Origin of the sequence: Klebsiella aerogenes (genome assembly GCA_029027985.1) — a bacterium.
Taxonomy (GTDB): Bacteria; Pseudomonadota; Gammaproteobacteria; order Enterobacterales; family Enterobacteriaceae; genus Klebsiella; species Klebsiella aerogenes_A.
Map to the genome: position 1 here is coordinate 848495 of CP119076.1, position 25883 is coordinate 874377.

The 25883-nt window shown below is 51.5% G+C and carries 23 protein-coding genes and 1 pseudogene; 14 read left to right on the forward strand and 10 right to left on the reverse strand.

Annotation, left to right across the window (positions count from 1 at the left end):
- Positions 1 to 54: 54 nt before the first annotated feature.
- The 5 genes from larA (at position 55) to larB (ending at position 5339) form a co-directional block, all read left to right on the forward strand.
- Positions 55 to 1338, forward strand: a complete 1284-nt coding sequence (larA, locus tag PYR66_04125; protein WEF28930.1) for a nickel-dependent lactate racemase — start codon at positions 55 to 57, stop codon at positions 1336 to 1338.
- A gap of 63 nt (positions 1339 to 1401) precedes the next feature.
- Positions 1402 to 2562, forward strand: a complete 1161-nt coding sequence (locus PYR66_04130) for a glycerate kinase (protein WEF28931.1) — start codon at positions 1402 to 1404, stop codon at positions 2560 to 2562.
- Between the two features lie 13 nt (positions 2563 to 2575).
- On the forward strand, positions 2576 to 3829 hold the full coding sequence (locus PYR66_04135; GenBank protein WEF28932.1) for a LarC family nickel insertion protein: 1254 nt from the start codon (positions 2576 to 2578) through the stop codon (positions 3827 to 3829).
- A 14-nt stretch (positions 3830 to 3843) separates the two neighbouring features.
- Positions 3844 to 4671 carry a hypothetical protein gene (locus PYR66_04140; GenBank protein ID WEF28933.1) on the forward strand — a complete coding sequence of 276 codons (828 nt, stop codon included), beginning with the start codon at positions 3844 to 3846 and terminating at the stop codon, positions 4669 to 4671.
- Positions 4671 to 5339: a nickel pincer cofactor biosynthesis protein LarB gene (gene larB / locus PYR66_04145; GenBank protein WEF28934.1), complete on the forward strand. Its 669-nt coding sequence runs from the start codon at positions 4671 to 4673 to the stop codon at positions 5337 to 5339. Before PYR66_04140 ends, larB begins: the two co-directional genes overlap by 1 nt.
- 22 nt (positions 5340 to 5361) lie before the next feature.
- Here larB and PYR66_04150 read toward each other — a convergent pair whose 3' ends face one another.
- Positions 5362 to 6429: a LacI family DNA-binding transcriptional regulator gene (locus PYR66_04150; GenBank protein ID WEF28935.1), complete on the reverse strand. Its 1068-nt coding sequence runs from the start codon at positions 6427 to 6429 to the stop codon at positions 5362 to 5364.
- 189 nt (positions 6430 to 6618) lie between these two features.
- On the opposite strand from PYR66_04150, the gene PYR66_04155 reads away from it, so the two are divergent.
- The 4 genes from PYR66_04155 (at position 6619) to PYR66_04170 (ending at position 11057) form a co-directional block, all read left to right on the forward strand.
- Entirely contained in the window at positions 6619 to 7776 is a 1158-nt protein-coding gene (locus tag PYR66_04155; protein WEF28936.1) for a Gfo/Idh/MocA family oxidoreductase, read from the forward strand.
- 16 nt (positions 7777 to 7792) lie between these two features.
- Entirely contained in the window at positions 7793 to 8869 is a 1077-nt protein-coding gene (locus tag PYR66_04160) for a Gfo/Idh/MocA family oxidoreductase (protein WEF28937.1), read from the forward strand.
- 121 nt (positions 8870 to 8990) lie between these two features.
- Positions 8991 to 9539, forward strand: coding sequence for a HupE/UreJ family protein (locus PYR66_04165; protein WEF28938.1), 549 nt, complete (start codon positions 8991 to 8993; stop codon positions 9537 to 9539).
- A gap of 48 nt (positions 9540 to 9587) precedes the next feature.
- A complete protein-coding gene (locus tag PYR66_04170; protein ID WEF28939.1) occupies positions 9588 to 11057 on the forward strand; it encodes a fructuronate reductase in 1470 nt (489 codons plus the stop codon).
- Positions 11058 to 11164: 107 nt separating this feature from the next.
- Here PYR66_04170 and PYR66_04175 read toward each other — a convergent pair.
- Positions 11165 to 11356: pseudogene (locus PYR66_04175) on the reverse strand (ISNCY family transposase).
- 80 nt (positions 11357 to 11436) lie between these two features.
- Positions 11437 to 12138, reverse strand: coding sequence for an HAD-IA family hydrolase (locus PYR66_04180; protein WEF28940.1), 702 nt, complete (start codon positions 12136 to 12138; stop codon positions 11437 to 11439).
- 281 nt (positions 12139 to 12419) lie between these two features.
- Between PYR66_04180 and PYR66_04185 the strand changes: the two genes are divergently transcribed.
- Together PYR66_04185 and PYR66_04190 are read left to right on the forward strand one after the other, a co-directional pair.
- On the forward strand, positions 12420 to 12686 hold the full coding sequence (locus PYR66_04185; protein ID WEF28941.1) for a hypothetical protein: 267 nt from the start codon (positions 12420 to 12422) through the stop codon (positions 12684 to 12686).
- Positions 12687 to 12690: 4 nt separating this feature from the next.
- Positions 12691 to 13320, forward strand: a complete 630-nt coding sequence (locus tag PYR66_04190; protein ID WEF30351.1) for an FAD-dependent oxidoreductase — start codon at positions 12691 to 12693, stop codon at positions 13318 to 13320.
- An 851-nt stretch (positions 13321 to 14171) separates the two neighbouring features.
- Here PYR66_04190 and potE read toward each other — a convergent pair.
- The 3 genes from potE to speFL form a co-directional block, all read right to left on the reverse strand.
- On the reverse strand, positions 14172 to 15488 hold the full coding sequence (potE, locus tag PYR66_04195) for a putrescine-ornithine antiporter (GenBank protein ID WEF28942.1): 1317 nt from the start codon (positions 15486 to 15488) through the stop codon (positions 14172 to 14174).
- Entirely contained in the window at positions 15485 to 17683 is a 2199-nt protein-coding gene (speF, locus tag PYR66_04200) for an ornithine decarboxylase SpeF (protein ID WEF28943.1), read from the reverse strand. Before speF ends, potE begins: the two co-directional genes overlap by 4 nt.
- A gap of 263 nt (positions 17684 to 17946) precedes the next feature.
- On the reverse strand, positions 17947 to 18051 hold the full coding sequence (speFL, locus tag PYR66_04205; GenBank protein WEF28944.1) for a leader peptide SpeFL: 105 nt from the start codon (positions 18049 to 18051) through the stop codon (positions 17947 to 17949).
- Between the two features lie 547 nt (positions 18052 to 18598).
- On the opposite strand from speFL, the gene PYR66_04210 reads away from it, so the two are divergent.
- The gene (locus PYR66_04210; GenBank protein WEF28945.1) at positions 18599 to 20152 is read left to right on the forward strand and encodes a peptide MFS transporter; all 1554 of its coding nucleotides are present in this window, start codon (positions 18599 to 18601) and stop codon (positions 20150 to 20152) included.
- Positions 20153 to 20383: 231 nt separating this feature from the next.
- Here the strand turns inward: PYR66_04210 and PYR66_04215 are convergent, their stop codons facing one another.
- From PYR66_04215 to PYR66_04230, 4 genes are read right to left on the reverse strand one after another with little or no spacing between them, the layout of a single operon-like run.
- Entirely contained in the window at positions 20384 to 21832 is a 1449-nt protein-coding gene (locus PYR66_04215; GenBank protein WEF30352.1) for an MdtP family multidrug efflux transporter outer membrane subunit, read from the reverse strand.
- A 5-nt stretch (positions 21833 to 21837) separates the two neighbouring features.
- Positions 21838 to 23769, reverse strand: coding sequence for an FUSC family protein (locus PYR66_04220; protein WEF28946.1), 1932 nt, complete (start codon positions 23767 to 23769; stop codon positions 21838 to 21840).
- Positions 23770 to 23778: 9 nt separating this feature from the next.
- Complete coding sequence (mdtN, locus tag PYR66_04225; protein ID WEF28947.1) at positions 23779 to 24807, reverse strand: multidrug transporter subunit MdtN; 1029 nt, start codon at positions 24805 to 24807, stop codon at positions 23779 to 23781.
- 6 nt (positions 24808 to 24813) lie between these two features.
- Positions 24814 to 25086 (reverse strand): YtcA family lipoprotein, encoded by a 273-nt coding sequence (locus tag PYR66_04230; protein ID WEF28948.1) that lies wholly within the window; start codon positions 25084 to 25086, stop codon positions 24814 to 24816.
- Between the two features lie 241 nt (positions 25087 to 25327).
- Here PYR66_04230 and yjdI point away from each other — a divergent pair, with 241 nt between their 5' ends.
- Together yjdI and PYR66_04240 are read left to right on the forward strand one after the other, a co-directional pair.
- Positions 25328 to 25558 carry a 4Fe-4S mono-cluster protein YjdI gene (yjdI, locus tag PYR66_04235; protein ID WEF28949.1) on the forward strand — a complete coding sequence of 77 codons (231 nt, stop codon included), beginning with the start codon at positions 25328 to 25330 and terminating at the stop codon, positions 25556 to 25558.
- 11 nt (positions 25559 to 25569) lie between these two features.
- Positions 25570 to 25842 carry a GNAT family N-acetyltransferase gene (locus PYR66_04240; GenBank protein ID WEF28950.1) on the forward strand — a complete coding sequence of 91 codons (273 nt, stop codon included), beginning with the start codon at positions 25570 to 25572 and terminating at the stop codon, positions 25840 to 25842.
- Positions 25843 to 25883 lie beyond the last annotated feature (41 nt).

Sequence of the window (25883 nt, forward strand, 5' to 3'; positions counted from 1 at the left end):
TTAAATTAAGACAGGCTCAGGATATTGTCCTTTGTCTCAGGGGATTACCAGGCGATGGCTACAGTAAAGTTAAAGCATGATAGCGGATTCCTTTCTGCAAATATTCCAGAAAAGAACTTTCTGGGAACTGTTGAAATTGATAATGACGATTTTCTTGATGCATTATATCAACGTTCTGAATATGATGTTGTTGCTGATTCTCTTGATATGCCATTGTATTCCCCACCACTTACTGAACTGGCAAAGGATAAGCAGAATATAGTTATTATTAGTTCCGACCATACCCGGCCAGTGCCCTCTAAAATTATTATGCCGATAATTTTACAACGTATTCGTAGTGTTAATCATGATGCGAAGATTACGATTCTTATCGCCACGGGAACGCATCGAGCTTCGACCAATGAGGAACTGCTCGACAAGTATGGGCAAGATATCTTTGATAATGAAACTATCATCGTACATGATTCAAAAGATGATACTGCATTAGTTAACATCGGTAAATTACCTTCCGGCGCAGATTGCATCATTAATAAGCTTGCCGTGGAGTGTGATTTACTTATTGCTGAAGGTTTTATTGAGCCACATTTTTTTGCCGGATTTTCCGGAGGGCGTAAAGCCGTTTTCCCTGGTGTTGCTGGATATACATCTGTAGTTGGCAATCATAATGGACAATTTATTAATTCGTTAAAAGCACGAACCGGTAATCTGACACAGAACCCGATTCATCAGGATATGGTATATGCCGCTGAGCTAGCTAACCTGCAATTTATTGTTAATGTGGTTCTTGACCATAATAAACGTATCATTAATTGCTTTGCCGGTGATGCAGTATTGGCGCATGAAGATGGGTGTCATTTTGTCAGAAAGGTGATGAGTGCAGCGAAAAAAGAGAGTGATATAACCATTACCTGTAATGGTGGCTATCCGTTAGATCAAAATATTTACCAGGCGGTTAAGGGGATGACGGCGGCAGAAGCTACGACCAAAAAGGGAGGTGTCATCATTATGGTGGCGGGAGCACGTGACGGACATGGGGGCACCGGATTTTATGAAACCTTCCGTCAGGCGGAGCATGTTGAAGATATTATTACACAGGCACTAAATACCCCATCAGATAAAACGGCACCAGATCAGTGGCAATCTCAAATTCTGGCTCGTGTGATGTCGCACTATCACGTTATTTTAGTTTCTCAATTAATAGATCCGAAAATCGTTAGAGAGATGAAAATGGATCATTGTCGTGATCTGCAAGATGCTATTGATAAAGCGTTGGAAATAAAAGGCAGTGATGCCATGATCGCGATTATTCCCGATGGCGTATCCGTAATTGTAGAATAAAAGCCATAATGTCTGGCTTATTACTATTATCCCTGAAAACCTATTGAGGTCGAAAGTTATTCTATGAAATTTGTTCTGGCTCCGGATTCTTTCAAAGAAAGTATGACCGCTATGGAAGTAGCGAATTGTATGGAAAAAGGGTTAAGAGCGGTATTTGCTGATGCGCAAATAGTTAAAATTCCTGTTGCAGATGGTGGCGAAGGAACCGTTCAATCGTTAGTCGATGCGACTGGTGGTGAAATAGTTTGTGAAACGGTGACTGGGCCGCTCGGCAACCGGGTCAACGCCAGCTTCGGTATTCTGGGTGATGGCGAAACCGCTGTTATTGAAATGGCCTCCGCCAGCGGCATTGGTTATACCACGCCGCAAAATCGAAACCCACTGCTGACAACTACCTATGGAACTGGCGAGTTGATTGCGAAAGCGCTCGATATGGGGGTAAGAAAAATTATCCTCGGCATTGGCGGAAGCGCCACAAACGATGGCGGCAAGGGAATGGCGGCGGCTTTAGGTGTCAAATTCTACGATAAAGAAGGCGGTATCGTTGCAGAAGGCGGTGGCTATCTCGATCACATTGCGACTATTGATATGGCAGGGATCGATCCACGTATCGCCGGGGCGGAGTTTGTGGTCGCCTGTGATGTGACCAATCCTTTAACCGGCCAATATGGTGCTTCTGCGGTATTTGGGCCACAGAAGGGGGCTACACAGGAGATGGTCGCCATACTGGATAAAAATCTCCAGCACTATGCGCAAAAAATACGTGAAACACTGGGCGTTGATATTGAACCTATCCCTGGTGCCGGTGCGGCAGGCGGGTTAGGCGGCGGGCTGATCGCTTTTACCGGCGCTACGTTGCATAAAGGCGTAGATATCGTCATCGATTATACAAAATTAAAAGAGAAAATAGTTGATGCGGATTATGTATTTACAGGTGAAGGGGGCATTGATTTTCAAACCAAATTCGGTAAAACCCCTTACGGTGTGGCACAGGCGGTAAAAAATGTATCGCCAAAGACGCCGGTAATCGCTCTTGCCGGCATGGTTGGTGATGATATTAGCAGTTTATATGACGAGAATTTTACCGCAATTTTTGGCGTATTACGCCAGGTCTGTAGCCTGGAGGCAGCGTTGCGTGACGGACCGCAGAGCGTGACGTTAACGACTGAAAATATCGCCCGTTTAATTAAAACGTTACCTGCCAACTGTCCAGATATTGAATAATGAGGATATGAACATGCACGTGCATCTGGATGTAGTCGGCGGAATATCCGGTGATATATTTTGTGCGGCATTGCTTGATGCCTTTCCTGAGCTACTGGAGCCATTAACCGATTTTATTCACGGATTACCATTTTTAACACATTATAGAATATCTTGTGTTTCGGCTAAACAGAAAGAAATATCAGGCAAGCGTTTTCTGGTTTTAAAAGACAATGCGGTATTCGATGATAAAAATCATATCGTTTTTACACCGCTAGCGATGCCAGAGGGAACACCGTTATTTCAGCAGCAGAGCCATCATCTGCACCACAGTTGGCCGACCATCGAAGCGAAGATTTTACGTATTGCCGACGGTGAGATCCGGGATGCGGTATTGAATCTCTATAGGACACTGGTTATTGCTGAATCGGATGTACACGGTATTGATGTACAGAACGTTCACTTGCATGAAGTCGGTTCTGATGATGCGTTGGTCGACATGGTGAGTGCCGCGTTTCTGACATTACGTTGCCCGGCGCGCAGCTGGTCATTTTCGTCATTACCCTGGGGAAGTGGGCAGATAAAATGTGCGCATGGTGTATTGCCTGTACCCGCACCTGCGACAGTAAAAATATTGAGAAACTTCACATGGCGACAGGACTCAGAAACAGGAGAGCGTATTACGCCTACCGGTGCCGCCATTCTTGCTTGGCTGGCGCAATGGCAACAGCCCGGCCCTCATGGAACGCTGATTGCGGATGGGTATGGCTGTGGTACTTACCATTTCGCCCGTACGCCAAATATTCTCCGTGTCTGCCTCTTTGCGCCACCGGTAAGCACTCGCGCAAGCTCTGATATTGTCGAGGTTGTGCAGTTTGATATTGACGATATGTCGCCTGAAATGCTGGCCCTTGCCCAGCAAAGGCTGCGTGAAAGAAGTGGGGTTATTGATCTCACAAGCCAGGCGGTGAGCGGTAAAAAAGGGCGAGTTATGATCAGAACTGAGCTGTTGTGTCAGCCTGGCTCGCTTGAGGATATTTCTCAAGCTGTATTCCGGCAAACATCGACGCTGGGCATACGTCACTGGCAGGCCGGGCGTAATAAACTTTTACGTGAACAGTTTGATATTACCTATCAGCAAGAAAGCTGGCCGGTCAAGGTTGCTTTCCGTCCCGATGGCATAAGCGCCAAACTGGAAGCTGATGCGCTAGGAACTCTGAGCGGCAATTATCAACAACTCGTAGAAATGAAGTTTCGTATTGAACAATCGGCGATAAAAGACAAATAGTTACAGAGGAAAATATGAATATCACCCACGTTACCCAGAGTATAAAACAATTAGAAAACTGGTTTCGTCAGCATTCTCCATGCACAATTGCAACCAGTGGCGGAATTGATAGCATGCTGCTGGCCTATATTGCCAGCTATGTTATTGGCGCAGAGGCTTTTATTATTCACTCCGCCTCTTCCGCGGTACCGGATGCAGATGCCAGGCGCGTTCGCTTATACGCGGAAAAGTATAACTGGAATTATAATACTGTTGATAGTGGTGAAATGCATGATGCCAGATATTTAAAAAATCCGCTCAACCGTTGTTATTATTGTAAAAGTAATCTGTTTACTCGGCTCGCCCATATCAGAAGAGGCGATATTGTTACCGGAACGAATGTGGATGATTTAAGCGATTATCGTCCTGGCTTGATCGCTGCGCGGCAAAATAATGTGCAGCAGCCTTATACCGATTTAGGTATCGATAAAGCCGCGATTCGTCGGATTGCCGCTTATTTGCAGCTGGACGATTTAAAGGAGCTTCCTGCTTCACCCTGCCTGGCCAGCCGGATTGAGACGGGGATAGCGATTAACACTTCTGGGCTGCAATTGGTTGATAGAGTTGAATCGATGGTGAAAGCGTATCTGAATGTCGATATCGTACGTTTTCGCATCAAAAAAATGGCGTTGGAAATCCAGTTAGCCCCGGAGTTTTACCACAGCATGGGAGAGCAAACGCGTCATGACTTGTTGCTGGCGGTGCAGCAACAGTTGCCCGCTGAATTTTCCACAATGCCATTAAATGTCACAGCATATGCGCAAGGTAGCGCTTTTGTGGGCGAAAAGCAGGAAACGATGTGATGATAAAATCAACCATTATTATGGACTATGACAGACGCGCCCGCTGCGGTATTGAAGAGGCCGTGTTCTGCGAATCGAAAACGGTGGAGCAGATCGCCGGAATTCTCTCCCAATCTCTACAGCGTGGTCATCGTCTGCTACTTACAAGAATCGACGATCATAAAATAGCCGCACTTGATGATGATTTGCAAAAGAAGATAACCCATTTTTCGCAAGCACGGTGTGCCATTCTGGGGGCCATTTATCCTGAGCAGGAACCGGCCCGGGTAGCGATTGTCTCCGGCGGTTCTTCCGATGCTTCCACCTGTTATGAGATACAAACCACACTTAACTATCACGGCATTGCCTGCGATATGTTTCAGGATGTCGGGGTAGCTGCAATGTGGAGGCTATTGCAGATAGTCGACCAGCTCGAAGAATATGACGTGGTGATTGCGGTAGCTGGAATGGAGGCCGCGTTACCGACAGTGTTAGCAGGGTTTATTACCTCACCAATTATTGCTGTTCCGACCTCCGTAGGCTATGGCGTTGCCGCAGGAGGACATACTGCACTGGCTTCCTGTCTGGCCAGCTGCAGTGGGGGAGTGATGACGATGAATATTGACAATGGTTACGGCGCGGCGTGTGCGGCAATTAAGATCTCGCAAAAGATCCGCCGTTATAGCTAAGTGATGCTCTGGTAGAGCGATCTTATTCTTCCGGATCTGCGACAACCGAGCGAGCTGTATTTTTCGTTGAACGAGCAACTGTGCCGTGGGCTTCTAGTTTTCCCTTTAGCATCAAATTGAAAACCGGCGCTTCGGGACGGCTGAAGCGGGTTTGCAGCAAGTGGATGGCCTCTATCCCCAATTCGCGGCACGGAATAGTCAGGCTGGTCACCGGTGGCTCCGTATGAGAATCTTGCGGTAAAGCGTAATCCGTTGCTATTAATGAAATATCTTCCGGCACCCGCAAACCGTAGCGCTGCAGAACCCGCCTGACGCCGGATACCATCCTCTTCCCCTGGCAGAAAATGGCTTCCGGCCATACATCACGAGGGTGGACTTTTAACCAACGTTCCAGTGCTTGCTCGGCCTCTTTTTCCATTAACCCCTCAGTTATCAGAAGATTATAATCGGAATCAAAATCGACGTGATATGCCCGGTAAGCATCACGGGTCCCCGCCAGACGTTTATAAAAAGTTTCGCGCCGCATGCTGGTAATAGTCAGAATTCGCCGGTGCCCCTCTTCGAACAGGTGCTGAAGAGCGCTGTAACCTGTGGAATGCTGATCGGGGGAAACGGCATCCAGTAACATTTGTTTATCTTGAGAATTAACTAACACACAAGGTTTATTTACGGTGGACGCTAATTTATGCACAGTAGGGTCATCAACGCCTATAATAATAGCCGCATTAACATTCTTATTATTTATGCGTTCAAGAAAAACTTTAATATCGGAATGATCTTCCTCTAACCCACAATAGTTCAGATAAACATTATGCCGTTCTACGGTATCAGAAATACCTTTAATCACTTCATGATAAAAAGCATCACCTGCTGCGGTAAATGCTCTGGCGGGCGCAAAAATTACCACACCTTTAATCAACAGGTGCCCGCTGCCCAGGACATCCAGAACACCAAGTTCGCGAGCGCAACTGATAATAGCATCACGGGCCTTACCGCTGGCATAAGCGGTACCGCTGAGTACGCGAGAGACGGTGCTTACGGAATAGCCTGTTTTTTTGGCAATATCATGCATTTTCAGTTTAGCGACCATAACGTGAACTCCATCACAAATATTTTCTGCAAAAATTCTCAGGATTTAATTTGATGATATTAAAAGCTTTTTTAGCTTCCAACAATAAATCATTACCACATGTGCGATATTTCTCACAAACCCGAATTGCGACCAACGATAGCGTTTCTTATTTTTTACGTACTTTCTTCCATAATGCAAAGGCTAAATATGAAAACTGTACGTATTGGTATCATAGGTGTCGGAAATATCGGAACGAAACACTCTCGTTATCTTGTTTCGGGAGTTGTGAAGGATGCCATTCTGACAGCGGTTTGCGACATAGAACCGAAAAAATTAACCGCGATCCGTGATGTTATTGGTGACGACGTTGCCTTATTTTCCAGCGCAGAAGAGATGGTTCACAGTGGGCTGATTGATGCGGTTATTGTTGCGACTCCCCATTACGACCATCCGCAACTTTCCATGATGGCCATGCGCGCGGGGATCCACACTCTGTGCGAAAAACCCGCGGGGGTTTATACCGCCAGCGTCCGAGAAATGAACGCCTGCGCTGCCGAATGCGATGTCGTTTTTAGCCTGATGTATAACCAGCGTACCAACCCGTTATATCAGAAAGTGAGGGATTTAATCAGCAGCGGTGAGTTAGGTGAAATTCGTCGTTCAAACTGGATCATCACCAACTGGTATCGTTCACAGAGCTATTACAATTCCGGTGGCTGGCGTGCTACCTGGAAGGGCGAAGGCGGCGGTGTTTTATTGAATCAGGATCCTCATCAGCTCGACCTCTGGCAATGGTTGGTTGGCATGCCCACGCGCGTTCGCGCGTTCTGTCAGTTCGGCAAGCACCGACAGATTGAAGTGGAAGATGAAGTGACGGCTTACGCTGAATATGCGAATGGTGCAACAGGCGTATTTGTCACCAGTATTGCAGAAACCCCGGGGACTAACAGGCTGGAAATTGTCGGCGATCGGGGAAAAATTGTGGTTGAGGACGGGCTACTGCGTTTCTGGCGCCTTCGTGAATCCGAGCGGGAATTCAACCAACGCTGGCAAGGTGGGTTTGGTGAACCGGAATGCTGGGAAATCAGCGTCCCGACAGTCAACGGCGCTGGCGATCACCATTTAATCACCGCCAATTTTTGTGCCGCAATCTTGCGCGGTGAGCCCCTTATCGCGCCGGGGATCGAGGGTATCAACGGTCTGACAATTTCAAATGCTATGCATCTTTCAACATGGACAGATGGTTGGGTTGATTTGCCTTTGGATGAAGCGAAATATCTGGAACTACTGAAAGAGCGCGTTGCCAGTTCGATCGAAAAAACGGTGGAAAGCAGGACACTGGATACGGCAGCGTCCTGGAAATAAAAGGGGTCAATAAAATATGCAAAATAATGATGGAATGAACTATGCCCCTGTTGGTAAAGCGCAGGCGGTAGTGGGGAAGGATGAGTTTGTTTTTGCCGTAGCGGCACTGGATCATGGCCATATCTATGGTATGAGCAACGGCCTGGCTGAAGCGGGGGCCACGCTGAAATATGTCTACGATCCTGATGCGGAAAAAGTGAAGAAATTTATCGAACGCTATCCGCAGGCACAGGTTGCCGGTTCGCTGGAACAGATCCTTGCAGACCCGGAGGTGAAACTGGTTGCGGCCGCTGCTATCCCATCCCAGCGTTGTGCGTTGGGTCTGAAGGTGATGTCTGCAGGCAAAGATTACTTTACGGATAAAGCACCGTTGACCACGCTGGAGCAATTAGAGGACGCCAGGGAGATGGTGCGTAAAACGGGTCAAAAATATGCGGTGTATTACAGCGAGCGCCTGCATGTTGAAGGGGCTGTATTTGCGGGCCAGCTCATTCAGGACGGCGCCATTGGTAACGTTATTCAGACTTTGGGCACCGGGCCGCATCGTGAGGGGCACCTGAGTCGTCCTCAATGGTTCTATGAGCGTCGATATTTCGGCGGTATTCTTTGCGATATTGGTAGTCATCAGATTGAGCAATTTTTATATTATACCGGTAACAGCGATGCCCGCATTATCGCCAGTCAGGCTAAAAATGTTAATCATCCTCAGTATCCGAATTTTGAAGATTTTGGCGATGTGATGCTGGTTGGTGACAATGGCGCATCCGGTTACTTCCGCTGCGATTGGTTTACTCCTGATGGGCTATCTTCCTGGGGTGATGGGCGCTTAACTATTCTGGGTACTGAAGGGTATATTGAAATTCGTAAATACGTTGATATTACCCAAGGGGAAAAAGACGTTGTGTACCTTGTGAACCATGAAGGTGAGTTCCGTTATCCCGTTTCAGGTAAAGTAGGATACCCTTATTTTGGTGAACTTATTCTGGATTGTATCCATCGTACTGAACATGCAATGACTCAGGAGCATGCGTTTAAAGCTGCTGAGCTTTGCATTAAGGCACAAATGCTGGCTAATTCAAACCGAGCGATTTAATTACCGGAAATGAAAACCCTCCATGTTATATGGAGGGTTAGGTTAATTTTAGCTGATTTTGAGTTGGATATTATTCTTAATAAACGTAAATACATACTTTATAGGTGAAATTGGATTATATATGAGAAAGTATTATATTTTATTGCTTTGTTTAATAGCGACACCGGCGCTTGCACATCCAGGACATGGAGTTTTAACCTTTAATGATGGTTTTCTCCATCCATTGACCGGCATAGACCACCTACTTATGCTCTCGTCCGTTGGTATTCTTTCTGCAAAGATTGGGCAGCCTGGGCGCTTCATCTGTGGAGCATTACTTGCCATGTTCAGTGGGTCGTTAGTTGGTCATTATATCGGCGATTTTACCGGTATGGAACCGTTGATAAATATCTCAGTTTTTGTTGCCTGTGGTGTCATTTTATGTGCAGCACATGGACGAACCATCTGGCTTGTCCCCTTCTTATTAACGGTTCATGGCTGGGCCCACGGCGTTGAAGGCAGTTCCGGAGATGCTTTCTATATATTTACCGCAGGTTTTCTACTTGCTAGCGGAGGGCTACTTTTTGGTTGCCATTTTCTCGGGAAATTTGTTTATCGCTATTCCTCGTTACGTAAGTTCGTGGGTGTCGGCGGGATAATCATGATGACAATGAACGTCTTGAGTCAGTGAGCAGAAGATGAAACCGAGGGCGAAGACGTTGCATAACAGGAGTTTTCCATGGAACAGAATATAGCCAACGGACCAGTGTCCGTCGCCCGACCGCAATGGGACAGGTCTCGTCTGGTTTCCCGTATCGTTCACCTGGGGTGCGGGGCGTTTCATCGGGCACACCAGGCGTTATTTACTCACCATTTGCTGGAGTGCAGCGACAGCGATTGGGGAATTTGCGAAGTTAACCTGAGGTCAGGTAATGGTGCGCGCCTGATAGAAAACCTGAATGCGCAAAATCTGTTGTATTCCGTCGCAGAGCGCGGCGCGGAGACGACTGAGCTGAAAATCATCGGTGCCATGAAAGAGGCGTTGCACCCTGAATTTGATGGGTGCGATGGTATCCTGAAGGCGATGGCACGCACGGAGACGGCTATTGTTTCCCTGACGGTGACCGAAAAGGGTTACTGCACGGATGCCGCAAGCGGCGAACTGGATCTGAACAATCCGCTGATTCAGCACGACATCGCGCATCCACATCAACCTAAGACGGCTATTGGCTACATTGTTGAAGCGCTAGACATGCGTCGCCAGCAAGGGCTGAAAGCCTTTACTGTTCTGTCATGTGATAACCTGCGCGAGAATGGCCATGTCGCCAGAGTGGCGGTGATGAGATTGGCTCGAACGCGATCATCGGTACTGGCAGCCTGGATTGCGCAGAACGTGACCTTCCCGTGTACCATGGTTGACCGTATTGTACCGGCGGCGACAGAAGAAACTCGGCAACTGATTGCAGAGCAGCTTGGGGTGTACGATCCCTGCGGTATTGCCTGTGAGCCTTTTCGTCAGTGGGTGATTGAGGATAACTTCGTCAACGGCCGACCTGAGTGGGATAAAGTCGGCGTGCAGTTTGTCGAAGACGTCGTACCGTTTGAAATGATGAAGCTGCGTATGCTGAACGGTAGCCACTCTTTCCTGGCATATATTGGTTACCTGGGTGGTTACGAGACTATCGCAGATGCCATGACTAACCCGGCATACCAGCGGGCGGCTCAGGCGTTGATGCTAAATGAACAGGCACCGACGCTGACGATGCCGGGAAACACTGACCTGCCAGTCTATGCCAGCCTGCTCGTCTCCCGCTTTAGCAATCCTTCGCTCAGGCATCGCACCTGGCAGATTGCGATGGACGGCAGTCAGAAGCTTCCGCAGCGTCTGCTTGATTCCATTCGATTCCATTTAACACAGGGCACCGAGCATCGTCACCTCGTACTGGGGGTTGCCGGGTGGATGCGCTACGTTGCGGGTATTGACGAGCAGGGACACAAAATAGAGGTTGTTGATCCGCTACTGGCCCGGTATCAGGCGATCCATCAGCAATTTAAAACGGTGCCGGAACGGGTACGTGCATTGCTGGATATTGATTCTGTCTTTGGCGCCGACCTTCCCGTCAATAAGATGTTTGTGAACTCGCTCACGGATGCCTGTATTCAGTTTGAGCAGCTCGGTGCTCGCGTCATGATCGATTCGCTACCTTGATTAAGGAGAAAAGTAATGGCTGCATTTATGACAGAAGGTTTTTGACTGAAAAATGGCACTACACGTACGTTGTACCATAACCACGCGTCGGCAATACCGATTTCCATTGCCAGCCGGCCATAGGCGGAACAGGGAAGTTCCTCGCCATTGAGGTGTAGCTCTTTACGGCCATCCGGGTAGTGATATACGTTGATGTATTTACCAATAACACGACGGCTCAGCTCGCTGTCTTCAACCAGGTACAGCAATGTATCGTACTGTATCGTCAGCGATTTTGAGACTTTGTGATGTTTCCGTACCAAAGACCAAAACAGCACATAACCGTGCCCGGGAGATCAAAAAAACAGCGTCTAATATTCACGGTGAGCAAAATATCCGGTCAGGAACGCGCAAACAAAACATCTGTTTGCCGTAGCTGAATTCCCTCATTGTTAGTATCAGCAAAGATGCCAGAGTAATTCACCACGCCAGTATAATCAGTCAGTGCCTTGTTCTGGTGACCATTGCTGCTGATAATGACCATAATCTGCGAACCCGCGGAATTGCCAGCTTTGACACCTGCTGGTGCATCTTCAAATACCAGACAGTCACTCGCATTCACGCCTAATTTTGTCGCTGCCAGCAGGTAACCTTCGGGTGATGGCTTACCCTGAACAACATCTTCTGCTGCAACAATTATCCGGGGCAGGGGGAGATTAGCCGCTTCAATCCGGCGCTGAGCCAGCGCCAGTGGGGCAGATGTGACCACGGCCCATCGGTCTACAGGCAGTGATAACAAAAATGCCCGAACCCCCTCAATTGCCTCAACACCGTTAACATCAGCTATTTCTGCTTCCGTAATCGACTGTGCTTCTGCCCACACATCAACGTCCGGGAGATTTTGTCTGGCAATGGTTTCTGTTGCGCGAACACCATGAATTGTTGGCAGAAATGATTCAGGAGCAATCCCGTGGCGTACGGCCCATTCCCCCCAGATACGCTCTGCAATACCGAGAGAGGTCAGAATCGTCCCATCCATATCGAAGAGGAATGCGGCAAAACGTTTACCGCCAAACAGGGTATTGTCTATATGTGAAGCCAATTAAAACTCCTTAATCAGAGCAGGGGCAATCTGTAGCTGTGCTCCATTATCCCCGATGAAAGATCAGAAGATATCATATTTCAATGACCAGAAATCATTACATTATTTGCGTACCAGATTGATATGGGCAAGCCTGTCCGGACAGCTTTGATGAACTTTATTCCCGTGTTTCTTTGCCCTAGTGGATGCATTTTTCAACAGAAAAATATTGCGCCCAGGACCGCCCTCTGGGCTATTGCAGTAGCGATAAAGCTGACCACATAGTGAGGCAGGAAAGAATTATGACGACACGTATTCTCGTGATTGGTGCCGGTTTTGCCGGTATGTGGAGTGCTCTGGGCGCGGTTCGTCTGCTGGAGCAGGAAGGATATGATGAGCTTGAAGTTGCCCTGGTGGCTCCGGATGCATCTTTGTATGTTCGCCCACGGTTGTATGAAGAGTTTCCTGAAGGATTGAAAGCCCCGTTGAAGGATCTTTTTAACACTACTGGCGTAAGATTTATTCTGCCCACCAATTCCGGGACTGCAAGAGTATGCATACAATATTGACCGGATTGCTGCGGCAGCACGTCTGGAATCTCACCTGAAATCGCTGGCAAATAAACCCGCCAGTTGCGCGCGAAACACCTTCGCAGTGTCCGGGGCAGGCTTTACCGATCTGGAAATTTTCGCAGAACTCCCGTCCCGTTTACATGAAATTCTCGGGCAAGACATTGATGTCCAGATCATTCTTGTAGAGCGTAATCGTGAAATCGGTGAGGGACTGGGTGACGGTCCGCGACCTTTTATTGTTGATGCGCTGACAGAATTGGGTGTTACCTGGAAGATGGGTTCAGGCGTGGCAGAGATCAGCGAACAGGGTGTCAGGCTGGAAAATGGCGAATTCATCAATGCTGACACCGTTATCTGGACTACCGGAGCCCGCGCCAGAACAACAAATTCCGGATGTGGTGTAACCGTTATTTCCTTTAACTTCGGCGGGCGCATGCTATGCGCCTGTTTTTGTTTCTGCAAGAAACATACTTACCTGAGTGCAGAGAAGAAATACCCGGTATACCTCTCTGCACCTGCCAGAAAACAGGGATTCACTTATGCCACACCATCCTCAGATTCCGACACCCCTCTTGCTGTTTATCGTGCTGATCGGTGCATTCCTCGGACAATTCGATCTGTTTGTTGTTAATGTTGCCGCGCCGTCTATTCAGCATTCTCTGGGTATCTCCGACACCAGTCTGGAGCTGGTTGTGGCGGGCTACGCCTTCACGTTCGCAGCCCCTCTGATAACCAGTGGGCGGTTGGGTGATCTGTACGGATACCGGTGTATTTATGTCCTGGGCATGTTGGGGGTTTCTCTGACACTCGACGGGCTAGGTCAGCCAGGGTATGACGTTGAAGTTCCTGACGCATTGCCTGTTCCGCCGCAAGCATCACTGCATGTACAGAGCTGGTTCCCAGGACCGCCCAGTAGGGAATGCCGGACGAAATAAAGCGCAACGGCTGCGTATTTCCCGACAACTGAACAACGGTTTCACATCGTCAATGGCGATGACTACATCATGAACAGTGATTTGTTTTGCGGAACGAGCCAGCCTGAATCCCCCTTTAATCCCTTCGGTTGCAGTGACTAGTTTAGCCCTGGAGAGTTTAGTGAACAGCTTGGCGAGGTATTCACCAGGAACCCCCTGAAGTTCAGCAAGGTCACGGACACTGGCTTCTCTGGGCGTTGGTTCAGAGCGGGTAAGGTAAATCAGGCAATGCAGACCGTATTTTACCCCTGTACTCATATAAGACATACGATACTCAGATTTAAAAAGTCTCTGTTTGTAATTTATCCTTATCCCCATAGCCCCGCAATATTTCTGGGCTGTAAGGTTTCTATTGCCATATAACGAGATTTTCCCTTGATAAATCAGCGGTTATAGCATTCTAGTCGTCTATTGAACTCAATTGTACTCCCTCAGGGTCAAGCTTAATGTGGGGGTATGATCTCCTGCCTGAGCCCCGGCGGCGACAATCGCGCCGCCGGGGGCAGTCTTAGCTGTGTTTATTTTTCAGTTCAAAACGCGGTGATACCAGGCCGTACAATGTCCAGCCCATAAAGGTCACGATAGCGCCGTAGAGCATGGCTTCTTCGCCGGAAGAGTACAACGCATAGAAGCTGTATACCGCACCGATGAAGGCAATCACGTTGGCGGAGCGCGCTTTGGTTGGTTCCACGTTAGCCACTTTCTGAATAATGACCAGCGCGGCCATCGACAGAATGTACGGAATGATGTTGGTCACCACCGCCAGGTTAACCAGCACGTTGAACTGGTTGTTCAACGACGGGCTAATGGTCATCAGCGATAAACCAGTTTGCAGGATCACAATGGTCAGCATCCCCTGAATCGGCGCGCCGGACGCTGAGACGCGGGAGAAGATTTTCGGGAAGTAGCCTTCGTCAGACGATGATTTAAACACCTGCGCGATGGTGAATTGCCAGCCGAGCAGCGAACCGCAGCAGGACATCACCATCAGCCCCATAATCACTTTACCTACGCCAGGGGTGAACATCTGGGCAAACGCCAGACCAAACGGCGCGGTGGAGTTAGCCAGGTCCATGTTCGGCACGATCCCGGCAATCACGTTGGTCGAGATGATATAGATAACCGCCGCGCCGAGGGTACCGCCGAGGACGGCAATCGGGACATTACGCTCCGGATTTTCTACCACATCCGTGTTAGCACAAGCGGATTCCAGACCGAGGAAGGCCCACAGCGTCATAGCAATTGATGAGCCGACGGCGCCGAAGAACGGCACGTGGTGCGGGTTCCAGGATTCGACGTACATCGTCGGGCTAAACCAGAACCAGCCGATAATGCATAAGCCGACGACCGGAATGATTACGCCCCATACGGTGATGCTACTGATTTGGCCGGTAATGCGCGCGCCGCCGAAGTTCGCTACGGTACAAATCCACAGCACCCCGATGGTCGCCAGGCCAATCTGCACGGGCGACAAGGTGGCGCCGAACAGCTCGGTACCGTAACCTACGGCGGAAATGGCGATCGCGACGTTGGCGATCAGCAGAGAAACGCCGTAGGTATAGTTGGCCATAAAGTTGCCAGACTTACCGAATGCGTACTCGGCGTAGCCGCCCATCCCGCCCGATTTGCGGCTGAACATCCCGCATTTGGCGAAGGCCCACGCCAGCGCCATCGAGCCTACCGCCGTCACCAGCCAGGAAATGATGGAGATCGTTCCCACCTCCGCCAGCTTGGTGGGCAACATGATGATGCCGGAGCCCATCATGTTGACCATGGTTAAGATGGTGAGCTGTACCACGCCCATCTTGTTACTGGATTTGCTCATACTGTTTCCCCTTTCAGCAGCGCGCTTTGTTTCTTGCCTTCAGCGATGACATAGCACCAGACCTGTTTGCGGCCATCGTGCTCCTGGATATAAACCCCCTGTAGTTCCGGCGCGAAGCCCGGCAGCAGGTTGATCCCTTCTTCAAGCGCGGTGAAGTACTGCAGAACCGCACCGCCCCAGACTTCGCCCGGGACGACGCACAGCACGCCCGGCGGGTAAGGCAGGGCACCTTCAGCGGCCACGCGGCCTTCAGCGCGCGGCAGCGGCACCAGGTCAACCTGGCCGCGCAGATAGGCGTAGTTGGCGTCTTGCGGGTTCATCACGACGCGTGGGAAGTGATCTTTACGGAACATCTCTTTTTGCAGCTGTTTCACGTTGTGACGGGCATACAGATCGTGCATTTCCTGGCACAGCTGGCGCAGGGTATAACCGGCATAGCGCTCTTTGTGCTGCTGGTAGATAGACGGCAGAACTTCCTGCAACGGCGCATCGGAGTCGAGCAGCTTATCAAAGCGCGCCAGTAGGGCGACCAACTGTTGCAGCTTGGCCATGTCTTCCGCTGGCGTCAGCAGGAACAGAATAGAGTTGAGGTCACATTTTTCCGGCACTACGCCGTTTTCACGCAGGAAGTTGGCGAGAATGGTGGCCGGTACGCCGAAGGATTCATATTCGCCGCTGGCGGTGTTGATACCCGGCGTGGTGAGCAGCAGTTTGCACGGATCGACGAAGTACTGATGTTCGGCATAACCGTCAAAGGCGTGCCAGCGTTCGCCTGGGCCAAATTCGAAGAAGCGCAGGTCAACAGCGATTTGCGCGGTTTCATACGACTGCCATGGTTTACCATCGACCATTTTCGGTACGAACGGACGGATGTGCTTGCAACTTTCGAGGATCAGCTTACGCGCCTTGATGCCGTTCATCACGCAGTCCATCCACATGTTACGGCCGCTTTCGCCTTCGTGCATTTTGGCGTTGATATCCAGCGCGGCAAACAGCGGATAGAACGGGCTGGTGGAGGCGTGCATCATAAAGGCGTTATTGAGACGCTTGTGCGGGACATAGCGCTGCTGACCTTTGATATGGCTATCTTTTTTATGGATTTGCGAGGTCTGGGAGAAACCGGCCTGCTGTTTGTGCACGGATTGGGTCACCAGAATGCCCGGATCGTTTTCATTCAGATCCAGCAGCAGCGGTGAGCAATCGGCCATCATCGGAATGAACTGCTCATAGCCGACCCACGCGGAGTCAAACAGGATGTAATCACACAGATGACCAATTTTATCGACCACCTGACGGGCGTTGTAAATCGTCCCGTCATAGGTGCCTAACTGAATGACCGCCAGGCGGAACGGGCGGGCGTCCTGTTGGCGATTCGGCGCCACTTCTGCCACCAGTTCGCGCAGATAGCGTTCTTCGAAGCAGTGGGCGTCGATACCGCCGATAAAGCCGTACGGGTTACGCGCGGTTTCCAGATATACCGGTGTGGCCCCGGCTTGCAGCAGCGCGCCGTGGTGGTTGGATTTGTGGTTGTTACGGTCGAACAGCACCAGATCGCCTGGGGTCAGCAGCGCGTTGAGCACCACTTTGTTGGAAGAGGAGGTGCCGTTGAGAACGAAGTAGGTTTTATCAGCATTAAACACTTTCGCTGCGTGCTGCTGGGCGATACATGGCGCCCCTTCGTGGATCAGTAGATCGCCCATGGCGACGTCGGCGTTGCACAGATCTGAGCGGAACAGGGTTTCGCCAAAATACTCGACGAACTGATTACCGGCTGGGTGACGGCGGAAGAACTCGCCGCCCTGGTGCCCCGGACAGTCAAAGGCGCTATTGCCCTGTTTGACGTAATCGACCAGCGCGCTAAAGAACGGCGGACGCAACTCGGTTTCATATTTATGCGCGGCGGATTCCAGCTGGCGGCCATAGAAGTCGTTGCGGGTTTCGTCGTGCTCAAAGACCCCCTGTACCGAAGACAGGTATTCGGCCGGGACAACCTCTTCTTTATTAATGGCGATAAATACCGGAATGTTATACCCGGTAGCTTTTAATTCATCGAGTTTACCACACTCGATATCCTCCAGGGTTAATACCACCGCGGCTACATCAATAAAGTTGGTTTCTGTTGTGTTGACAATATTTCGTTGGGTAGAAAAACAGTTTGGACATGTACGGCTAACGGCAATTTTTAAATCAGTCATTGTTATCTCTTTATTTTCAGATAATAGCAGGCCCTCAATTTCTCGACTGAGAAATTGATTATTCCGGACAAAAGGTAATAGTCTGCCGCTGATATAATAAATATCAGTAGAATACCTTTTGAGATGCAATAAATCCTACCAGTCCGGTGGCTGGTAAATCGCAGGATTTATTAGGGCGAGCGCGGTTAGCTACAGGCGAGTGCCTGTATTAACAACTAAAGATGCAGGAAGACCTGTATGCTGAAGCGCCCGTAGTCGGAAGACTAGCGGGCATTAAAGAAATGAAAATCGAAGCTGTTACGGTGGGCAAACATCATAATATGTGTTGTCCGCCTTATATGTGGCATCATCCTATTATTGTTTTCCATGATTACACCTTTCAAATGATTGACTGAAGGTATGGCATATTTTATATCTGACCTGGACTTAATCTGTGACGTAGATCACTAATAAGATCTCATTATGATATCAATCGCTAATATTTTGATCTTATCCAGCATGATGTATCGATTTGTTGGTGTTATGTAAATATATTGTTTTGCATTGGGGCTAAAAAGAATAATAGAGAGTTAATAATTGCATTATTTCAGCAATATGACGGTATTGTGCCGTATGCTTTAGTCTTTCTGTGGTTGTTGTTTTTAACTTTTTGTTTATTAAGGATAAAGTAAATGATGTGGTGAGAAATATTACTGTCAATCATTATCCCTCTTCAGCCAACATAAAATCTGCAAAAGTAGAGCTTAGTCGAGTTTTCGTCTAAAAGATACGGGGTAGGGGCTAGACAAAACCGTCATCTGGTTATCAAATGGTTAAATAATATTAACTCCTGTGTGAACAATACGCGGGTAGAAAAAATGGTCAACACGCCTTTTGTCATTGATAAGCGCTGTGATCGCCTTATTGGGAGAAGTTATGCATTCCTCTGTTAACAAAAATGAAAGTCGGACTTTCTTTGGTCACCCTTATCCTCTGGGTTCGCTGTTCTTCACTGAAATGTGGGAGCGGTTCTCGTTTTATGGCATTCGTCCCTTACTGATCCTGTTTATGGCGGCCACTGTTTATGACGGCGGCATGGGGCTGGCGCGTGAAAACGCATCGGCTATCGTCGGTATCTTCGCGGGGGCGATGTATCTGGCGGCCTTGCCGGGCGGTTGGCTGGCGGATAACTGGCTGGGCCAGCAGAAAGCGGTTTGGTATGGCTCGATTCTGATTGCGCTGGGCCACTTGTCGATCGCCCTGTCGGCGTGGATGGGCAACAATCTGTTCTTTATCGGTCTGATGTTTATCGTGCTTGGTTCCGGCCTGTTTAAAACCTGTATCTCGGTGATGGTCGGTACGCTGTATAAGAAAGGCGATAGCCGTCGGGACGGCGGTTTCTCGCTGTTCTATATGGGTATCAATATGGGGTCGTTTATCGCGCCGCTGATTTCCGGCTGGCTGATTAAATCCCATGGCTGGCACTGGGGCTTTGGCATTGGCGGTATCGGGATGCTGGTAGCACTGGTGATTTTCCGTCTGTTTGCGGTACCGGCGATGAAGCGTTACGACAGCGAAGTCGGCCTTGATTCTACCTGGAATAGCCCGGTGGCGAAGAAAAACGGCGTTGGTGCCTGGCTGCTGGCGCTGGCGGTTGGTGTGGCGGTGGTGATTACTCTGATTGCCCAGGGCGTGATTGTGATTAACCCGGTTGCCGTCGCCAGTATGCTGGTGTACGTGATTACCGCGTCGGTGGTGCTTTACTTCATCTACCTGTTCGTCTTTGCCGGACTGAGCCGTAAAGAACGCGCGCGTCTATTGGTCTGCTTTATTCTGCTGGTTTCCGCCGCATTCTTCTGGTCGGCATTCGAGCAAAAACCGACGTCCTTTAACCTGTTTGCTAACGACTATACCAATCGTATGATCGGCGATTTTGAAATCCCGGCGGTGTGGTTCCAGTCGATTAACGCCCTGTTTATTATTCTGCTGGCGCCGGTATTCAGTTGGGCGTGGCCAGCGATGGCGCGTAAAAACGTGCGTCCAAGCAGTATTACCAAGTTTGTTGTCGGTATTCTGTGCGCCGCGGCGGGCTTCGGCCTGATGATGTTGGCGGCGCAGAACGTGCTGAGCAACGGTGGGGCGGGCGTGTCGCCGCTGTGGCTGGTGGGCAGTATTCTGATGCTGACGCTGGGCGAGTTGTGTCTGAGCCCGATTGGCCTGGCAACCATGACCCTGCTGGCGCCGGAAAGAATGCGTGGCCAGATGATGGGGCTGTGGTTCTGCGCCAGCGCGCTGGGTAACCTGGCGGCAGGCCTGATTGGCGGCCACGTGAAGGCTGACCAACTGGATATGCTGCCGGATCTGTTTGCCCGTTGCTCAACGGCGTTGCTGATCTGTGCCGCAGTGTTGTGTGTGCTGATCGTGCCGGTGCGCCGCATGCTGGAAAACAGCAAGTCCGCCGAGCAGAAACCGGCGACCAATGCCTTATAGCGAAAGTGGTAAATGAAAAGCCGGCGCAGCGCGCCGGCTTTTTTTATTGGCAAGTCCCCAGGTAAGCCGAGGATGGAAACGGTAATCCTGGTAGCCCGGATAAGGCGTAAGCCGCCATCCGGGGATTTCCCTGCTCGCGCCGCGGTAATCAACGTGACGCTGGGCCTGGTAGCCCGGATAAGGCGAAGCCGTCATCCGGGGAGTTCCCTGTCCGCGCTGCGCTCAGCAGGGTTACGGTTCCACGCCGCGGTAATCGCCGCCGAGGGCCTTAATCAACGTGACATCGGTGCTGAGGCGCTGCGCCTGGATATCCAACAATAACAACTGCTGGGCGATCGCCGGGCGCCGGGCCTCCTCGGCCGTATAGCGGCTTATCAGGCCGCGCTGGTGATGGGCGCTGGCGCTGCGGGTGGTGGCCATCGCCGCTGTGACTTTCAGTTCCTGCAGCGTCGCCTGCTGATTAAGGTCGTTTAGCTGACTGGAGCTTATCGCCACATCGCGTACTGCATCGAGCACCGCCTGGTTGTACTGCTTAATCAGGATATTGCTCGCCGTGCGCACTGACTTCAAATTGGCATTCAAGCGGCCACCGTCGAATATCGGCAGATACAGCCCCGGCAGCAGGTTGATTTGCTGGAATGACGACTTAAACAGATCGCCGACGCTCAACGCGTTATAGCCCCAGAATGCTTTGATATCAAAATGCGGGTAGAAGGCCGCTTTCGCCGCATCGACCTGGCTCATCGAGGCGGTGACATAGCCGCGCAGAGCCTGCAGATCCGGGCGGCGCGCCAGCAGCTCAAAGGAGAGCGAATCCGGCAGCGTTTCTTGCAGCGCTGGTAAAGCTACCGGATGGATCGCCGGCATACTCTGCGCATCGGCGCCGATCAGCGCCCTCAGCGTTTCGCGATACTGGATCAGTGTACCGCGGGCGGTAATCACCTGCTGCTGAGCGCCCAACCGTTCTGCCTGAGCATTGGCGATATCGACGCTATCCTCTACGCCGCGCTGGGCGCGGCGCTCATGGGCCTGTACCGATAGCTGAGCAATCTCTTCCAACTGCTGCAGCAGGACGATTTTCTGGAAAGTCGCCTGCATGGCGAAATAGAGCTGCGCCACGCTGCTGGCGAGGTCCAGCTCGATACCGGCGGTTTCCGCCTGGCGGGCGTTCTTCTCGCCGATCGCCGCGGCGACGCGCGCACGATCGGCGCCCCACAAATCAATATTCAGCGTCGCGCCGACACCTACGGTATTGAGGGTATACCAAGGACCGTTTTTATCGACCGGCAGGGAATAGGAGTAAGGCCAGCTAAAGGACTTATCGGTAACGCGCAGGCGGTTCTGCGCCGCCACGGCGGTGGCCTGTACGCCCATTGCCGATTGCGCCAGTTCGACGGTGGATTGTGATTGCGCGATGCGCAGCCGCGCTGCCTGCATAGTTGGCGAATTTTGCAGCGCGCGATTCACCAGCATATTGAGCTGGGGATCGTGATACCCCTCCCACCAGCGGGCCGCCGGCCAGCCGCTATTCGCCAGATGAATCACCTGCGCCAGCTGTGCCTGCTGCGGATTAACGAGGGGCACCTCTCCCGGATCGTCCTGAATCAGCGCGCACCCCGCCAGCAGGCTCATCACGAAGGCCAGGGGTGAATAGCGCAGAAAACGTGCTGCGGCGTCCATTTTTGTCATGACTGTTCTGCCTGTCGCGGAATTTCAGAAGGTTCGTCTGACCAACCCGCTAGCGTGGTCAGTAAAGCCGCCAGCGGTTCGCCGAACGGATTAGCCGGATCGGCATCAAGCGGCGCGCTAGTCGCCGTCGCCTGCTGGTGCTCAATATCATCGGCATAAGCCAGTAGCTGTTGTGCGCAGCGAGTTAAAAAAGGATCGCCCGGCGCGGCGTACAATCGGTAGCCCTCGCTCAGGCGCACAATCTCCTGCGCCTGCCGCCAGGTTGACTGACTCGGCCAGGATTTCGCCTGCGGCCACGGGTGCGCCCAGCTGCCCAGCGGCTCGGCGGCGACCCGGTGCATCAGCGTTTCTGTGGTGGTCAACGCCTGAAACAGCGGTACCATCTGCGGTTTGTCATCGCTGGCACGCAGGAAGCCGGCTATCTGGCGATACAGGCGCGCCATTTGCCATTTAAGCTGCGGCGCTTCGCTATCCGGCCACAGGTAAAGGTGGATGATTGACGAGACTAGTACGCCGAGCAAAATGCCGATGACCCGGTCGCGTAGCTCGGTCAGGTTGGTTAGCGGGCCAAACCAGCTCAGGAAGGCGAGCGAGAAGGTAAAACCGATTTGGATCCCGGCGTAGGCGATACGCTCGGAGCCCGCGGCGATCCACGCTGCGAGGGCCATCACCGGCAGGACCATCGCCAGCAAACCGACGATGGATTCGGTCCACGGCTGCACAAAGACAATCAGCAACAGCGCCAGCAGAGTGGCGAGCAGAGCGCCGCCGATGCGCAACCCGGTTTTTTGCATCGTTGCCCCCAACCCCGGCTGGGCGACGATCACGCAGCTGAGCATGATGGTATGGATACCCTGCCAGTCGGCGGCAGTATAGAAGACGTAGCATAACAGCGTTGCCAGTAGCGTTTTCAGAGCGAAATGCAGATACGCCGGATTACTCCAGGCGTCCGGCAGCAGCAGCGGCGATTTCTCCGCTTCGCCGCTCGGCAGGTCGATGGTTTCGCCGCGCGCCAACGAGGCTAGTACTTCCGCCATTTCCTGTAAAATCAGACTATTGGCACCGTGATGATCCATCACTGGCGGCGTGAAGGAAAATGCCGCGCCGTCATTCATATGCGGTGTCAGCATCAGCAGCGCGGCGGCGATGTGCTGGCGCGCTTCAATATGATCTTCACCCGGCTGCAACAAGGCCGCAAGGTGATAGCAGCGTAGGGTGGCGGCCATCAACGCCTGCCAGCGCTGCGGCTCGGCGGCAATTTCCGGCGCCGCGAAGCGAGCCTGCTTAAATAGCCCCTGCAGTTGCTGAAAGCGCTCGGCGATATCTTTGAAGCTCGGCGGGTTGGCATCCTGCGTCAGCACATCGGCGACCTGTCGCTGCATGACCACCAGTCGGGCGCGGAACTGATAGCCGGGGAAGGCTTGCCGGAAACAGGCATTGACCAGCAGCGTCACCAGCGTCGCGGTATTGATCGCCACCCACAGCCACAGCAGCAGGCGCACCAGAATCTCGCTCTGGCTGGTCATTGACGGGAAAGTCTGGGCGTAAATCACCGCCAGCGCCACCACGAAAAACGCCAGTCCCAGTTTGCCCAGCACGCGCATCAAATAGATAGCGCCAAAGAACAGACACACCGAGGCGACAAGGCGAATCAATGGAAAATCATAGGTCCATTTAATGATCAGCAGCACCAGCCCCAGCGCCACGCTGATGGTAATAAAGAACAAGACGCTGCCCAGTTTAATCATCAGAATATTCGGCTGGCTGACGTAGAACACCACAATCAGCGCAACGGCGAGAAACGGAATTTGCAGGGTCATAAACAGGGTAATGAGCACCGCGCAACTCAGGGTCAGGCGCAGGGTGTAGTTGGCCCGCCCCGGCGCGTCGCCAAGCTCCCGTTGCAGAAACGGCCAGACGTTATACATACCCAGTCCTTATTTCGGCAGCAATACGGCGCTGGCGGAGGCGCCCATGCGGAACAGTTCCGGGTCGGGTTCTTTCACCGCGATTTTGACCGGGAAACGCTGCGAGACATGCACCCAGTTAATACTCTTCTGAATGACTGGCATTCCTTCAATCACGCTGCCGCCCTCCGGCAGGACGCCGGAACCGACTGAATCCACCACGCCGTCAAAGGCGCGGCTGTGGTTGGTCATCACCGTGACCTTCGCCGCGCCGCCCGGACGGACGTTTTGCAGATCGGTTTCGCGGAAGTTGGCGATCACGTACCAGTGGTCGTTATCCAACAGAGTAAAGACCGGTTTTAGCGCGGAAGCATATTGGCCGACGGTGGTTTTCAGGGCGATAACCACGCCGTTAAACGGCGCGTGGACTTCGGTAAATTCCAGATGCAGTTCCGCTAGCGCAATTTGCGCGAGGATCCCGGCCCGCTGCGCAACCATAGCATCGACGCCGGTCACCGCGGCATCTGCCTGTTTGGCCTGCAGCAGCGTGGCCTCAAGCTCCGCGCGAGCGGCTTTTTCGGCGGTGCGCGCCTGATCGAGGTCTTCCTGTGCGGCGAACCCTTGCGGCACCAGCGGTTCCAGACGAATGCGGGTCGAGGTGGTTTGTTTCACCAGTGCCTTCGCGCGCTCTACCGCGGCGCTGACCGACTGCGCGTTATATTGCTGAGCTTTGATGGTGCGCTGGGTCAGCATAATCTGCGCATCCAGCGTGGCTAGCCGCGACTTGGCATCGTCCAGCATCGCCTGATAGGGCCGCGGGTCGATGCGAAACAGCAGGTCGCCTTTCTGCACCCGCTGGTTATCGCGGATGGGCATCTCGACGATCCGCCCGCTCACTTCCGGCACCACGTCGATGGTGTCGGCATAAACATAGGCGTCGTTAGTTTCCGGCGAGGTCTGTAATTGCCAGATAACCACGATCAGCGCCACGATGGCGGCGAGGACGAGAGCCAACAATGGCCATTTTTTCCGTAAAACGTTTGGGCTGGAGTTAGTCATAGATATTTAATTTACGAAAAGGAGGAACCACAGAAGGGTGGCAAACAGAAACATTAACGCCAGGTAACTTAATACCAGCGGAGAAAAGCGCGCCTGCCAGCCTTTACGGGCAATCAGGATATGGCAGGGAATCAGCAGCAATGCGCCACCTAATAAGCAGAAGAACCAGCCGGGGAATGCCGCGCCTAATACCGGGATCGCGGGCGATAACGAGCAGCCGGAGACCGTGAAAAGAAGTAATAACAATGTCGGGCGCACCCGTTTAACAATATGCTTCAAAGGAAGATACCTGAATGTTCATGCCATTAAGTAATTACATCGCGATAAATTATAGCGCCGATGGTTTGCTTAGCCGAGTTATGGTTATCTTCGATAATAGTTTAATTTCGTGTTGGTATTAAAAAGTCGCTTTATCATTAGCGAAATAATTGAAATAGGTCGTTTCTTATTTCTCCGTAGTCAGTGGTCATCCGGCGAGCTATTCTTTACTGCAGCACAATAAAAATACCGAGGCAATGTCATGGATAAGGAACTACTGGAAGCGGGCTACCGGGCCTATACCGGCGAGAAGATAGATGTCTATTTCAATACCGATATCTGTCAGCACTCGGGGAACTGCGTACGCGGCAGCGCGAAGCTGTTCAATCTGAAACGTAAACCGTGGATCATCCCCGATCAGGTGGATGTCGCGACGGTGGTGAAAGTGATCGAAACCTGTCCCAGCGGCGCGTTGAAGTATCGCCATAAATAAGCGAGGAAACGATGGAAATTCTGCAAGGCCACAACAAATTTTACGTCAATGACGCTGAGGGAAACCAGGTGGCGGAAATTGTCTTTGTCCCGACCGGCGAGCACCTGAGCATTATTGAGCATACCGATGTCGATCCCAGCCTGAAAGGCCAGGGCGTCGGTAAACAGCTGGTGGCGAAGGTGGTCGAGAAGATGCGTCAGGAGCAGCGTAAAATTATTCCGCTGTGCCCGTTTGCTAAACACGAATTTGATAATACCCGCGAGTACGACGACATTCGCGCCTGAACCGTGGCGCCGGCGATAGGGCTGGCGCCGTCTCCTGGCTC